At 61.8% G+C, this 12,606-nt stretch carries 15 protein-coding genes; 2 read left to right on the top strand and 13 right to left on the bottom strand.

Going from position 1 to position 12,606, the window contains the following annotated elements:
• Positions 1-122: 122 nt before the first annotated feature.
• The 7 genes from AACR77_RS02255 to AACR77_RS02225 all read right to left on the bottom strand — a co-directional run bounded on the left by AACR77_RS02255 (position 123) and on the right by AACR77_RS02225 (position 6,896).
• Positions 123-1,148, bottom strand: coding sequence for a substrate-binding domain-containing protein (locus AACR77_RS02255; protein ID WP_041211440.1), 1,026 nt, complete (start codon positions 1,146-1,148; stop codon positions 123-125).
• Positions 1,148-2,080, bottom strand: coding sequence for a ribokinase (gene rbsK / locus AACR77_RS02250; protein ID WP_042879506.1), 933 nt, complete (start codon positions 2,078-2,080; stop codon positions 1,148-1,150). The genes AACR77_RS02255 and rbsK overlap by 1 nt, the downstream gene beginning before the upstream one ends.
• Positions 2,081-2,177: 97 nt before the next feature.
• The gene (gene rbsB / locus AACR77_RS02245; protein ID WP_041215134.1) at positions 2,178-3,053 is read right to left on the bottom strand and encodes a ribose ABC transporter substrate-binding protein RbsB; all 876 of its coding nucleotides are present in this window, start codon (positions 3,051-3,053) and stop codon (positions 2,178-2,180) included.
• A 30-nt stretch (positions 3,054-3,083) separates the two neighbouring features.
• Positions 3,084-4,052, bottom strand: coding sequence for a ribose ABC transporter permease (gene rbsC, locus AACR77_RS02240; RefSeq protein WP_042879504.1), 969 nt, complete (start codon positions 4,050-4,052; stop codon positions 3,084-3,086).
• Positions 4,049-5,578, bottom strand: coding sequence for a ribose ABC transporter ATP-binding protein RbsA (gene rbsA / locus AACR77_RS02235; RefSeq protein ID WP_042879502.1), 1,530 nt, complete (start codon positions 5,576-5,578; stop codon positions 4,049-4,051). The genes rbsC and rbsA overlap by 4 nt, the downstream gene beginning before the upstream one ends.
• Positions 5,579-5,613: 35 nt before the next feature.
• Positions 5,614-6,033, bottom strand: a complete 420-nt coding sequence (gene rbsD, locus AACR77_RS02230; RefSeq protein WP_039040776.1) for a D-ribose pyranase — start codon at positions 6,031-6,033, stop codon at positions 5,614-5,616.
• 245 nt (positions 6,034-6,278) lie between these two features.
• Positions 6,279-6,896 (bottom strand): glutathione S-transferase family protein, encoded by a 618-nt coding sequence (locus AACR77_RS02225; protein ID WP_039040777.1) that lies wholly within the window; start codon positions 6,894-6,896, stop codon positions 6,279-6,281.
• 257 nt (positions 6,897-7,153) lie between these two features.
• Between AACR77_RS02225 and AACR77_RS02220 the strand changes: the two genes are divergently transcribed.
• Together AACR77_RS02220 and AACR77_RS02215 are read left to right on the top strand one after the other, a co-directional pair.
• On the top strand, positions 7,154-7,909 hold the full coding sequence (locus AACR77_RS02220) for a hypothetical protein (protein ID WP_042017089.1): 756 nt from the start codon (positions 7,154-7,156) through the stop codon (positions 7,907-7,909).
• 60 nt (positions 7,910-7,969) lie between these two features.
• Positions 7,970-8,632, top strand: a complete 663-nt coding sequence (locus AACR77_RS02215) for a DUF2987 domain-containing protein (RefSeq protein WP_042017087.1) — start codon at positions 7,970-7,972, stop codon at positions 8,630-8,632.
• A gap of 71 nt (positions 8,633-8,703) precedes the next feature.
• Here AACR77_RS02215 and ttcA read toward each other — a convergent pair whose 3' ends face one another.
• The 6 genes from ttcA to AACR77_RS02185 all read right to left on the bottom strand — a co-directional run.
• Positions 8,704-9,612, bottom strand: a complete 909-nt coding sequence (gene ttcA / locus AACR77_RS02210) for a tRNA 2-thiocytidine(32) synthetase TtcA (protein WP_010674783.1) — start codon at positions 9,610-9,612, stop codon at positions 8,704-8,706.
• 67 nt (positions 9,613-9,679) lie between these two features.
• Entirely contained in the window at positions 9,680-10,627 is a 948-nt protein-coding gene (gene uspE, locus AACR77_RS02205) for a universal stress protein UspE (protein WP_042879499.1), read from the bottom strand.
• Between the two features lie 136 nt (positions 10,628-10,763).
• The gene (locus AACR77_RS02200; protein ID WP_041215139.1) at positions 10,764-11,519 is read right to left on the bottom strand and encodes an FNR family transcription factor; all 756 of its coding nucleotides are present in this window, start codon (positions 11,517-11,519) and stop codon (positions 10,764-10,766) included.
• Positions 11,520-11,587: 68 nt separating this feature from the next.
• The gene (locus AACR77_RS02195; RefSeq protein WP_042879497.1) at positions 11,588-12,274 is read right to left on the bottom strand and encodes a sulfite exporter TauE/SafE family protein; all 687 of its coding nucleotides are present in this window, start codon (positions 12,272-12,274) and stop codon (positions 11,588-11,590) included.
• Positions 12,258-12,464, bottom strand: a complete 207-nt coding sequence (gene ccoS / locus AACR77_RS02190; protein WP_039040783.1) for a cbb3-type cytochrome oxidase assembly protein CcoS — start codon at positions 12,462-12,464, stop codon at positions 12,258-12,260. Before ccoS ends, AACR77_RS02195 begins: the two co-directional genes overlap by 17 nt.
• An 82-nt stretch (positions 12,465-12,546) precedes the next feature.
• A partial coding sequence (locus tag AACR77_RS02185) for a hypothetical protein (protein WP_042879512.1) occupies positions 12,547-12,606 on the bottom strand: 60 nt, incomplete at its 5' end.

Raw genomic sequence — 12,606 nt, 5'->3', positions numbered from 1 at the left:
CACAGTCAAGAGGATGATCTCAAGCTAAGTTGAGTGGTGGCTTGTGCAGTCTCGGGGCCGATGCCAAGGAGACAATACACAGAAGGGCGGCTCATGGCCGCCCTTCTGCTGCTTGCTGGCACTTAAACTGGTTTGCTGTCCGGTGAGGAAAAGGGAGCGCAGGAGTGTCTGATCACCAGGTCCGGATCCACGGTGATCATGCGGTTTGCGATGGGCTCGCCGTTGATGCGCGCCAGCAGCCGGGTGACGGCGAGGCGGCCCAGCTCCTCTTTCGGTTGATTGACCGTGGTGAGCGGGGGGGACATGAACTGGGCCAGCGCCACGTTGTCATAGCCGACGATGGAGAGATCGCGCGGGATCACCAGCCCCGCCTGATGGGCGGCACTGATGACCCCCATGGCCATCATGTCGTTGCAGACAAACAGCGCGGTGGGACGCTCTGGCAGTGCCAGCAGGCGGGTCATGGCGGCGGCGCCGCTGGCGCAGTCAAAGTCTCCCTCCTGGATCCAGCCCGGATTGACGGTGAGCCCGGCCTCCTGCATCGCCTGCTCGAAACCCGCCTGGCGCTGGTTGGCCGGGGCGCGGCTGTGGGGGCCCGTGATGCAACCGATGGCAGTGTGACCCAGGCCCAGCAGATGGCGGGTTGCCAGGTAGCCGCCCCGATGGGAGTTGTCGGCGATGAGATCCACCTCGCCGTTCTCCATGCCCCAGTCCATCACCACCACCGGCAGGCTCTTGAGCCAGTCGAGCTGGTTGAACACCTCCTGCTGCCCTTCACTGCACATGATGAGCAGGCCGTCGACCCGTTTCCTGAGCATCATCTTGAGGTAGGAGAGTGCCGTCTCGGCCTGTCCTTCGGTGTTGCCCAGCATCAGGTTGTAACCCTGCTCGAAGCAGTAGCGCTCCACCCCGCGTACCACCTCGGCGAAGAAGGGGTTGCTGGAGGTGGTGACCAGCATGCCGATGCTGTTGGTCTCCTTTACCTTGAGGCTGCGGGCCACCAGGCTCGGGGCATAGTTGAGATCGCGCATGGCGGCGAAGACCCGCTCACGGGTCTCTTCGGCGACGAAACGGGTCTCGTTGATGACGTGGGAGACAGTGGTGGTCGACACCCCCGCCAGCGCGGCCACCTCCTTGATATTGGCCATCAGTGCCCCTGCGCAGTTTGCTCATGCAGGAAGGCATCGACCTCCTGCTTGCTCGGGATGGAGCTCTGGGCACCAAACCGGGTGACGGAGAGTGCCGCCGCCCCGTGGGCAAAGCGTACGGCAGCGTCAAAGTCGGCGCCGGCGAGCTCGGCCGCCAGGAAGGCGCCGTTGAAGGTATCCCCGGCCGCCGTGGTATCCACCGCCTTGACCCGAAAACCCGGCATGAGCGCCTGTTGCTGCCCCTTGCTGCAATAGACCCCTTGGGACCCCAGGGTGATCATCACATCCGCAATGCCCATCTGGTGGAAGCGGGCGGCAGCCTCCCGGGCGCTCGCTTCGTCGGTGACCTTGACGCCGGTCAGCAGCTCGGCCTCGGTCTGGTTGGGGGTGATGAGATCCACCAGCGCCAGCAGATCCCTTGAGAGCGGGCGCGCGGGGGCGGGGTTGAGTACCACCCGGGTGCCGTGGGCACGGGCCAGACGGGCCGCTTCCTGCACGCTCTCGAGCGGCACTTCCAGTTGCAGCAGCAGGGTGTGGGCGGCGGCGATCATCGCCTCGTGACCTTGCACCACGGTCGGGGTGAGGGCGCCGTTGGCTTCGGCGGAGATGCCGATGCTGTTCTCCCCCTCGTCGCTCACATAGATGATGGCGATGCCGGTGGGGAGCCTGGGGTCGAGTTCGACGGCGCTGACATCGATGCCGTCGTTGGCAAACCCGGTTTTCATCTGGTGGCCGATGGCATCATCACCGATGCGGGCGATGAAGGAGACAGGGGCGCCGAGGCGGGCGGCGGCTACCGCCTGATTGGCGCCCTTGCCGCCGGGCACCACCTGATAGCTGTGGCCGGTCAGGGTTTCACCGGGGCGGGGAAAGTGGGGGACGCGCAGCACATGATCCGCATTCACGCTGCCGAGGACTACGAGACGATTCATTCCTATCACCCTTGGTTGAGTACATCCTGGTCTGGGTGGGCCCAGACCAGGCGGCACTGGCGGAAAAAGAGAGGGGAGGCGAACCTCCCCCAACAACTTACTTGTTGACGATTTGCAGCGGTACCGGGATGGATTTTTCCACCGGTTGACCCTTGAGCACCTTGTCGGCGGTTTCCACGCCGATGGCGCCGATGAGGGCGGGCTGCTGGGCCACGGTGGCGGCCAGTTTACCCTTGGCCACGGCGGCTTTGCCATCGTCGGTGCCGTCAAAGCCCACGATCATCACCTCTTTGCCGGCGGCCTGCACGGCGCGGATGGCTCCCAGCGCCATCTCATCGTTCTGGGCGAACACCGCCTGCACGGTCGGATGAGCGGCCAGCAGGTTCTCCATGACGTTCAGGCCCTTGGTACGATCAAAGTCGGCGGGCTGGGAGGCCAGCACCTGCAGCTTGTTGGCGGTGACCGCCAGGGCGAAGCCTTCGCCGCGATCACGGGCGGCGGAGGTACCTGCGATCCCTTCCAGCTGGAGCACTTTGGCACCGCTGCCCAGCTTCTCGGCGATGAAGTCGCCAGCCAGCTTGCCACCGGCCACGTTGTCGGAGGCGATGTGGGCCTTGACGTCACCCTGGGCTGCGCCGCGGTCCAGGGTCAGCACCGGGATGTTCGCCTTGTTGGCCAGGCGAATGGCGTTGCCCACTGCTTCGGAGTCGGTCGGGTTGATCAGGATGGCGTTGACCTTGCGCACGGTGAGATCTTCCACGTTGGAGAGCTCCTTGGCCGGGTCATTCTGGGAATCCAGCACCACCAGCTCGTAGCCAAGCTCCTTGGCCTTGGCTTCGGCGCCCTCCTTCATGGTGACGAAGAAGGGGTTGTTGAGGGTGGAGACCACCATCGCCAGGGTGTGATCCGCGGCCTGGGCGGTGCCCAGCACGGACATGATGGCGGCAGCGAGCAGGGTATTGAGCTTTTTCATCATTTCATTCCTTGTGTGTGGCGTGGCTTGTTAACGGTTGCTTTTGTTATCGATCATCACGGCAAGCAAAATCACGCTGGCCTTGGCGATCATCTGGTAATAGGAGCTGACGTCGAGCAGGTTGAGGGCATTGTTGAGGAAGCCGATGATGAGGGCACCGATCAGGGTACCCATGATACGGCCCTTGCCCCCCATCAGGCTGGTGCCCCCCAGCACCACGGCGGCGATGGCATCCAGCTCGTACCCCATGCCGGCAGTGGGCTGGGCGGAGGAGAGGCGGGATGTGACGATGAGCCCGGCCAGTGCCGACAGCATGCCGCACAGACCATACACCGCGAGCTTGACCCGAGCCACATTGATACCGGAGAGGCGGGTGGCCGATTCGTTGCCGCCGAGGGCATAGATGTAGCGGCCCAGGCGAGTGTGGTTGAGCAGGTACCAGGCCAGCAGGAAGACGATGGCCATCAGCCAGATGGGCACCGGCAGACCCAGCAGGTAGCCGGTCCCGAGCCAGGCGAAGTGATCGGCGCCGTCACTGAAGCCGGTGGAAATGGGGCGCCCCTCGGTGTAGACCATGGTGACACCGCGCAGGGCGGTCATGGTGACCAGGGTGGCGATGAAGGCCTGTACCTTGCCCTTGGCGATGATGAGGCCGCTGATGCTGCCAAGCAGGGCGCCGGCACCCAGGGTGAGGGGGATCACCAGGCCGATGGGCAGCTCCATGGCCACCATGGTGGCGGCCAGGGCGCCGCACAGGGCCAGTACCGAGCCGACCGACAGATCGATGCCGGCGGTGAGGATGACCAACGTCATGCCGACCGCCATGATGGCGTTGACCGATGTCTGGCGCAGGATGTTGAGCAGGTTGTCGGCGGTGAAGAAGTTGGGGCTCAGAAAGGAGACCACGCCGATCAGCACCAGCAGCGCGACCAGGGACTTGTTCTCGATCCACCAGGCCTTGCTCATGACGCCGCGGCGGGAAAGGGTTTGGGTTGTCATTGTGCTGCCTCTTGTTCTGCTTGCCACTGTTTACCGACTGCCGCCGCCATCAGCTTCTCCTGATTGGCATCGCGGGTGTTGAATTCTGCGCTGATGCGTCCTTCGTGCATCACCATGATGCGATCACTCATGCCGAGCACTTCCGGCATTTCGGAGGAGACCAGGATGATGCTCATCCCCTCCTTCTTGAACTGGTTGATGAGCTGATAGATCTCCTTCTTGGCGCCGACATCGACGCCGCGGGTCGGCTCATCCAGGATCAGCACCTTGGGCCGGGTCAGCAGCCCCTTGGCGATGGCCACCTTCTGCTGGTTGCCGCCGGAGAGCAGTTTTATCAGCTGATCCTGACTCGGGGTCTTGATGTTGAACAGACGCACATAGTCCCCTACCGCCTGGCGCTCGGCCTTGCCGTCAATCTTGCCGCCACGAATGAACTCGCCGAGGGCGCACAGGCTCATGTTTTCGCGCACCGACAGCTCCAGCACCAGGCCGTCGCCCTTGCGATCCTCGGAGATATAGGCGATGCCGGCGGCCAGGCCATCGGCCGGGCTCTTGGGGACCAGTGCGTGGCCATCCACGGTAATGTCACCGGCGCTGATGGGGCTGGCACCGTAGATGAGCTTCATCAGCTCGGTACGCCCGGACCCCATCAGGCCGCTGAAGCCCAGAATTTCACCCTGACGCAGGGAGAAGCTCACCCCGCGCACGCCGGGGCCGGCCAGATCTTTCACCTGCAGGCTGACCGGGCCAAGCTCGCGCACCAGGCGCGGGTACTGCTCTTCCAGTCGGCGACCCACCATCATCTCGATGATCCTGTCTTCATCGAGATCGCTCACCGCCTGCTCGCCGATCCACTTGCCATCCCGCAGCACGGTGACCCGATCGCAGATCTCGAAGATCTCTTTCAGGCGGTGGGAGATGTAGACGATGCCGCAGCCCTGCTCGCGCAGTTCACGAATGACGGTGAAGAGCTGCTCGGTCTCGGTGTCGGTGAGGGCATCGGTGGGCTCGTCCATGATGATGACGCTGGCATCGAACGACAGCGCCTTGGCTATCTCCACCATCTGCTGTTCACCGATGGAGAGACTTCCGAGTCGGGTATCCGGGCCGTGTTTGACGCCAAGCCGTGCCAGCAGGGTGCTTGCTCGTTCGCGCAGTTGCTTGTGGTCGATGCTGCCAAAACGGGTACGGGGTTCGCGGCCGAGGAAGATGTTGGCGGCAATCGACAATTCCGGCAGCAGGTTCAGCTCCTGGTGGATGATGCTGATCCCCTGATCCTGGGAGTCGCGGGGGCCCTTGAAGTGAACCGGCTGGCCGCGATAGCTGATGCTGCCCGAATCGGCCTGGTAGATGCCGGTCAGCACCTTCATCAGGGTCGACTTGCCAGCGCCGTTTTCGCCGAGCAGGGCCATCACCTGGCCCGGATAGACCCGAAGACCCGCTTCGTCGAGGGCGCGTACCCCGGGGAAGGTCTTGACGATCCCGGTCAGCTCCAGAATGGGTGAGAGGGGGGAGGTTGTGCTCATTTGCAGCTTCCTTGAAGAGGCCTTCTTTGAAGAATTCAGAACGCCACACCGGCGCAGAGGATCAGGTTGGCGTAGGGAGTCACCTCGCCGCTGCGCACGATCGCCTTGCTCTGGCGGGAGCGGGTTTTGAACTCCTCATGCAGGCAGTATTCGATGGCGATGGGCTTGCCCTGGGCGGCTGCGTGGGCCTCAAGCTGATCCACCAGCGCCTGATGGGCGGCGGGACTGATCTGCTTGATCTCTGTTGCCATGATCACCTTCTCCACCACCAGATCGGTGAGCAAGGCGGTCAGCACGGTTTCAAGGCTGGGGGTGCCCGCCATCAGCGCCAGATCGATGCGCTCGGGGCCTGCCGGAATGGGCAGGCCCGCATCGCAGACGGTGATCTCGTCGGTGTGGCCCATCTGCGCGACCAGCGCGCTTAAGGGAGCATTGAGCAGCTTGCCTCGTTTCATACAGCACCTCGGCGGCCTGGGACCGCATATGGATATTGAGTTGGGCAATCGGTTACGCAACCGGTTGCGTCATTAGGGCGAAAGATAGGTGTTAACCGTTAACGGGTCTAGGCAGTGATGACGAAAATGTGAAAACGATCTCAGTGACAGGGCAATTTCAGAAGAAACGGGTGCCAGAAGAGCACCCGTCTGAGAGGCGTCGCTGGATGTTGCCCGTACAAAAAGGCGTACCCGGCGCGAGGAGATCAGAGGGCGAGCGCCGCCTGGACTGCGGGGCGGGCCAGCATGCGCTGATAGTGATCCGCCACCTTGGGAAACTCGCTGATGGCAACTCCGTCGCTCTCGAGCCAGCCTGCAATCACGAAGAGGTAGATGTCGGCCAGGCTGAAGCGCTCCCCCAGTACCCAGGGGCCGGCCAGATAGTGGCGCTCAATCTGGTCAAAGCCATCGCGCATGTTCTGGGGCATCTTGGCCTGCATGGCAGCCATGGCCTGTTCATCGTCGGCCCAGCGGCCGGGACGGCGTCCATGGGCATGGGCGACATGGACGGTGGAGACGAGGAAACTGTGTACCTCCTGCATCCTGGCCAGGAGGAAGGGGTCATCCAATGGGGCCAGCCCGGCGTTAGGAAAACGCTGGGCCACGTAGAGCAGCAGAGCCGGTGTTTCGGTCAGCACGCCATGCTCCGTCACCAGTGCCGGGACTCGCCCCTTGGGGTTGATGGCGAGGTAGTCAGGGCTGCGCTGTTCACCAGCGGCCAGATCCAGGCGCTTGACAAGGTGAGGGGCACCGGCCTCCACCAGAGCGATGCGCACCGCCATGGCACAGGTACCCGGGGCAAGATAGAGCGTCAGTTCGGACATGACCGTTTTCCTTGTGTGAGAGAGAAAAGCCAGTGGACATCTCGTCCGCCAGCGCGTGCCATCATCCTACTCCCGTTGGACAGAGGGGCCAAGGGTGAGGGGAACCTCATCAAGAAGGGCTGCAAGGCCTTTGGTATCAATGGCTTTCTGAACGGAAGATAACAGGAAAAACGGCTACGCATGCCGGTTCAAACCGCTATAATGTGCCACCTTGGATCAGTCGTCAGTGAATGTTGGACAGTCAATTGAGTAATAGAATGCGGATCGGTGGAACCCTCGAACAGTCCCTCAGCCAGGGATATCGTCTGGACCTGCAAGGGGTGTTGAAAGAGGGGTGGCAACAGACTCGTCGCACCGGTTTCGGATTGGCGCTGGCCATCGCCGGGGTCATGGCAATCTGGATCCTGCTGAGCAATACCTTGCTGACACCCTATGTCGCCCGTGAAGGGGGGGATATGGATATGGCCCTGATCCTGAGCCTGCTGGTCACGGTGATCATGTCACCCATGACCTCCTCCCTCGACATGCTGGGGTTGCAGCAGTCGGTGGGGGTGCGCGCCCGGCCGAGCCAGGTATTCGACTTCTTCCGTCACTTCCTGCGCCTGGGCAGCCTGAGCCTGCTCGGCAGCCTGATCACCAGCCTGTTTGGCCCCCTGTTCGAGCTGCTGGGCGTGCCGGTAATGCTGGCCTTCATCCCCTCCGCCCTGGTGGGCATGGGGCTGGTGTTTACCGTACCTCTGGTGCTGGAGCGCGGTCTTTCCCCGGCTCAGGCCATTCTGGTCTCCCTCAAGCTCTTTGCCCGGGGCTGGCCCAGCATAGTGCTGCTGCACGGGGTCATGCTGGCACTCTTCTTCCTGGCGCTCATCCCCATGGGGCTGGGACTTATCTGGGTGGCACCGCTCTACTTCAACTGCAAGGGCATTCTCTACCGGGATCTGTGTGGGGTGGCAGTCGAAGTGACCGAGGTTGCCAGTGGCAACGACGGGCAGGGCCCGGATCATTTCAACGCATAACGGGATACCAGGGGTCAGCCGGTGTCGACCCGCCCGGAGCATGATGCAAAAGGATGGCATATGAACAAGCGATACGGGATGGCGGCGCTCCTGCTGGTACCCATGCTGGGACAGGCTGAGCCGTCCCTTGAACTCGACTACGGCACCTTCTACAGCCAGATGAAGACCTTCGCCAAGGGGGAATTTGGCCACGCCAGACTGGGCTTTTATCTGGCCAGTCAACAGAACGGTCGGCGATGCGGGCTCACCTCGGCCCGGGTCTCGACCCCGGACAGGGATGTGCCCGCCGAGGTCACGGTGGATGGCGAACTGCGTCTGCCCTATGACGATGATCTCAACCTCGACAAGGCGATCGTGGTGGTGGGGCTCACCGAGGCCCACGCCGCCTGCGATCTGTCGGTACAGGTGATGGCTGACGCCCCCGCCACACCCGAGGTGCCGCTGGCCGAGCTCGTCTCGCGCCAGCAGCAGATGCAGCGATTGCTCGACAAGATGGCCGGCATGGTCGGCCAGTATTTCCTGCCCAAGATGGAAGGGGTGCGGATCTCCATGGTGGCGCCCGCAGGCACAGCCTACCTTGTGGAGGGGGCCCGTCAGGAGGCCGTCTCCTGGCAGCAGGGGCAACTGCTGCTCAGCAATGCGCAGCTGAAGGGGTTTGCCCAGGGCAAGCTGCAACTGCAAGGGGAGATCCTGCGTCTGACCCCCTGGCTGCATAAGGGGTAGCGACCCGAGTCCGCAGATTGCCAGAATGAAAAAAGGAGCGCCTGGCGCTCCTTTTCTGTGGGTGACGGGGCTTAGCGCACCTCAATCACGTCCAGCATGTCCATCTCGTCGATGTCCAGCAGCGGCGCCTTGGGCAGCTCGGGCGGATCAAATGCCTTGTCGCCACCATCGATGATGCCGGAGTCGCGGTTGATGCTCTTGAAGTCAAACAGCTGGTGATCGAGCAGGTGGCTCGGGATCACGTCCTGAATGGCGGTGAACATGGTTTCGAGACGACCCGGGAAGCGGCGATCCCACTCCTGCATCATCTGTTTGATGGCCTGGCGCTGCAGGTTCTCCTGGGAGCCGCACAGGTTGCAGGGGATGATGGGGAAGGCCTTGACCTCGGCATAGCGCACCAAGTCTTTCTCCTTGCAGTAAGCCAGGGGGCGGATCACCACGTTCTTGCCATCGTCGCTCACCAGCTTGGGGGGCATGGATTTGAGCTTGCCACCGTAGAACATGTTGAGGAACAGAGTCTCGAGGATGTCGTCACGGTGATGGCCAAGGGCGATCTTGGTACAGCCCAGCTCCTGGGCGGTGCGATACAGAATGCCACGGCGCAGGCGGGAGCAGAGCGCGCAGGTGGTCTTGCCCTCCGGTACCTTCTCCTTGACGATGGAGTAGGTATCTTCTTCCACGATCTTGAAGTCGATGCCGAGAGTGCTCAGGTATTCGGGCAGCACGTGCTCGGGGAAGCCGGGTTGCTTCTGATCCAGGTTGACGGCCACCAGATCGAAATGGATGGGGGCGCTGGCCTTCAGGCTCATCAGGATGTCGAGCATGGCAAAGCTGTCCTTGCCGCCAGACAGGCAGACCATGATCTTGTCACCCTCTTCAATCATGTTGAAGTCGGCGATGGCCTGGCCCACGTTGCGCCGCAGGCGTTTCTGCAGCTTGTTGAAACTGTATTTCTCTTTGGCGTTAAGCTCTTCTAGCATGGCCTCAAACCCGGGACAAAAATAAGCGGCTTATTATAGCCATGTCCCGGGGGAGGGCAAGAAACGCTTATGCAGGATGACGCCTGTCATCCACAGGGCAGCTGTAATCGTCGGGTTTGAGGATGAGAATGTCGCAGTTGAGCCTGTCCACCACGTGCTCGGCGGTGTTGCCGAGCAGGGCGGCAGAGAGGCCGGTACGACCGACGCACCCCATGATCATCAGGGTGGCATTCAGATCGTCCGCCATGTCCGGCAGCACCTCCTCCGGCAAGCCTTCCGCCACCTTGGTCCACATGTGGTTGATGCCGAACTGATCGGCATGCTCCCGCAACAGATCTTCATGGTGTTTGCGAATGGCATCGTTGTAGGCGTTGGGATCGAACTCTGGCAGTTCGATGGCGACATTGACCGGGGTGCCCGGGTAGGTGTTGACCAGATAGAGACTGGCACCAAGCAGCTCGGCGATGGCGATCCCCTCGCGGGTAATCCGCTCGTTAAGCACCTTCTGCTCTTTGTCATCGCTCGAGCAGTTGATGGCGGCAATCAGGTTGCCCCCCCGTTGCCAGTGCCCTTCTTTTACCAGCAGAACCGGACAGGGGCATTTGCGCAGCAGGTGCCAGTCGGTGGGGGTGAAGATGAAGGTTTGCAGGAAGGAGTGCTTGTGAGTCGCCTTGACGACCAGATCGTGACGCTGTTCCAGCACTTCCTGAATGACGCACTCGAAGGGACGGTTGTGCCAAAGCACTTTCACTTCGCATTCCAGCCCTCTGGCCCGATAGGGAGTGAGGATATCGTCGAGCCACTCCCGACGCTGGGCGATGACACCATGGCGCATCTCTTCCCGCTCGTCTGCCGAGAGCATGGCGGTCATCTCGTAAGAGAAGTCGTAAATCGTCAGGAGCAGGGTCAGCTGGGCGCCCTCATCCAGCTCGGCGACCTTGACCGCGCGCTCGAGCGCGATCTGGCGCTCCTCCTCGGGATTGATCACCACCAGAATGTTTCGGTACTTGACCATGTTCTCCTCCTTGGCAAAAAGGCCAATGATGGCAACTCTTTAGCTATTACAGCTTAGTCCAAGGGGGGAGGCGGGAAGGTGTGCCGGATCAAATTTCAGGGTGCTCCGATCCGGCAAAAGAGGAAATAAACGGGGATTAACCGCAGGGAGGACGAGTGGCTCCGGCCATGACGCCCAAGGCAACGTTGTCCAGTACAGTAATGTATTTGCCTTTGACGCTGATAAGACCGGATTTCTGGAAACGGCCCAGCAGGCGGCTGATGGTCTCGACGGTGAGACCGAGGTAGTTGCCGATGTCCCCACGGGTCATGGAGAGGCGGAACTCCTTGGCGGAGAAGCCGCGTTCGGAGAAACGAACCGAGAGATTGTGCAGGAAGGCAGCGAGGCGCTCTTCGGCGTTCTTTTTGGAGAGCAGCAGTATCATCTCCTGGTCGCCCATGATCTCGTTGCTCATCAGCCGCATGATCTGCTGGCGCAGTTTGGGCATCTTGCCAGAGAGGTCGTCAAGCACATCGAATGGTATTTCGCACACCATGGCGGTTTCCAGCGCCTGGGCGAAGGAGGGGTGGGCCTGCTTGTGGATGGCGTCGAAACCGACCAGATCACCGGCGAGGTGGAAGGCGGTGATCTGTTCGTCACCCTGCTCGGTGATGGTGTATGACTTGATGGTCCCGGAACGGATGGCATAGAGCGACTTGAGCTCATCGCCGGCCTTGAACAACTCTTCACCCTTCTGGATCGGCTTTTTGCGCTCGATGATGCTGTCGAGCTGATCGAGCTCGTTGTCGTTCAGAGTGAAGGGGATGCAGAGCTGGCTGATGCTGCAATCCTGGCAATGAATTGCACAGCCACCGCTCTGAATACGTCTGCCAGGTTTCTTGTCAGGGATCATAGGCTCAAATGAATAATTGATTTATATCAAACAAGTTTACCACCATCTCATCCGTTTTGGATAGGGTTTCAAAAGGACGCCATCCCGATCCAGAGGGTGTGGATCCCGTAGGCAATAAGCAGCAAGGCGCCCCCAAGGCGCAGGCTGCGCAGGGTGAGCCAGTAGCGCAATCGGTCTGCCAGCCCCCCCAGCGCAAACAGGGTCGGCAGTGTGCCGAGGCCGAAAAAGAGCATGGTGAGCGCCCCGCCACTCGCGGAGCCTGCAGCAGCGCTCCAGGTCAGCATGGAGTAGACGAGGCCGCAAGGGAGCCAGCCCCATATCATGCCAAAGGGGAGAGCCTGCCAGGCTGATGTAAACGGGAGAAACCTGCCTGCCAGCGGCTTGATGAGAGGCCAGAACTTCGCACCGATGCGCTCGAGCAGCAAGACGCCATGCCACCAGCCAGCCAAGTAGAGGCCGAGCGCTATCATCAGCAGGGCGGCGATGAGGCGAAGCCCTGCCAGGGCGTGTTTGCCAGCGCCTATCTCCGTGGTGGTGGCGAGCAAGCCGCCCACAAGCGCGCCCGCCAGCACATAGCTCAGGATGCGCCCCAGGTTGTAGTTGAGCAGATAACCGAGCCTGCCCCAAAAATGCTGCTGCTCGGCAGGTATGGCCATGGAGAGCGCTGCGGACACGCCGCCGCACATGCCGATGCAGTGGCCGGCACCGGCAAGCCCGACCAGCAGGGCGCCCATGAGGTCAAGGCTGCTGGTCATGAGGCCTGCTTTCCTGTTCTGCTTGTTGTTCAGGGGAGGGCAAGGGGCGCTGCTCCTCGTCAAACAGGATGTTGGAGCCCTGCCTGTCGAGATCCTCGAACTGCTCGGAGCGGATGGCCCAGAAGAAGACGGCTCCTGCAATGACAACGAACAGGATGGCGATGGGGATGAGGACGAAGATGATGTTCATGGCGCGGACCCTGTGGTGAAAGGGGGATGATAACCCGGCGAGGCAAAAGGTGCCGCCACCTGGGAGGATGCCAGACGGCTGCTCACCGGTTGAGCCGCATGGAGTTGGTGACCACGATGAGGGAGCTCAGGGACATGCCTGC

The sequence above is a fragment of the Aeromonas sp. ZOR0002 genome (assembly GCF_963866995.1).
GTDB classification, from domain to species: Bacteria; Pseudomonadota; Gammaproteobacteria; order Enterobacterales; family Aeromonadaceae; genus Aeromonas; species Aeromonas caviae.
The sequence above is the reverse complement of the archived record's forward strand: the minus strand, read 5'-3'. Positions and strand labels throughout refer to the sequence as shown.

Excerpts from the sequence above, each read along its gene's own strand:
- AACR77_RS02215 (WP_042017087.1), top strand. The coding sequence starts at position 7,970 with ATGAACAAGCGATACGGGATGGCGGCGCTCCTGCTGGTACCCATGCTG.
- rbsC (WP_042879504.1), bottom strand. The coding sequence starts at position 4,052 with ATGACAACCCAAACCCTTTCCCGCCGCGGCGTCATGAGCAAGGCCTGG.
- rbsD (WP_039040776.1), bottom strand. The coding sequence starts at position 6,033 with ATGAAACGAGGCAAGCTGCTCAATGCTCCCTTAAGCGCGCTGGTCGCG.
- AACR77_RS02195 (WP_042879497.1), bottom strand. The coding sequence starts at position 12,274 with ATGACCAGCAGCCTTGACCTCATGGGCGCCCTGCTGGTCGGGCTTGCC.
- AACR77_RS02225 (WP_039040777.1), bottom strand. The coding sequence starts at position 6,896 with ATGTCCGAACTGACGCTCTATCTTGCCCCGGGTACCTGTGCCATGGCG.
- AACR77_RS02220 (WP_042017089.1), top strand. The coding sequence starts at position 7,154 with ATGCGGATCGGTGGAACCCTCGAACAGTCCCTCAGCCAGGGATATCGT.
- ttcA (WP_010674783.1), bottom strand. The coding sequence starts at position 9,612 with ATGCTAGAAGAGCTTAACGCCAAAGAGAAATACAGTTTCAACAAGCTG.
- rbsB (WP_041215134.1), bottom strand. The coding sequence starts at position 3,053 with ATGAAAAAGCTCAATACCCTGCTCGCTGCCGCCATCATGTCCGTGCTG.
- rbsK (WP_042879506.1), bottom strand. The coding sequence starts at position 2,080 with ATGAATCGTCTCGTAGTCCTCGGCAGCGTGAATGCGGATCATGTGCTG.
- ccoS (WP_039040783.1), bottom strand. The coding sequence starts at position 12,464 with ATGAACATCATCTTCGTCCTCATCCCCATCGCCATCCTGTTCGTTGTC.
- AACR77_RS02255 (WP_041211440.1), bottom strand. The coding sequence starts at position 1,148 with ATGGCCAATATCAAGGAGGTGGCCGCGCTGGCGGGGGTGTCGACCACC.
- AACR77_RS02200 (WP_041215139.1), bottom strand. The coding sequence starts at position 11,519 with ATGATCCCTGACAAGAAACCTGGCAGACGTATTCAGAGCGGTGGCTGT.
- rbsA (WP_042879502.1), bottom strand. The coding sequence starts at position 5,578 with ATGAGCACAACCTCCCCCCTCTCACCCATTCTGGAGCTGACCGGGATC.
- uspE (WP_042879499.1), bottom strand. The coding sequence starts at position 10,627 with ATGGTCAAGTACCGAAACATTCTGGTGGTGATCAATCCCGAGGAGGAG.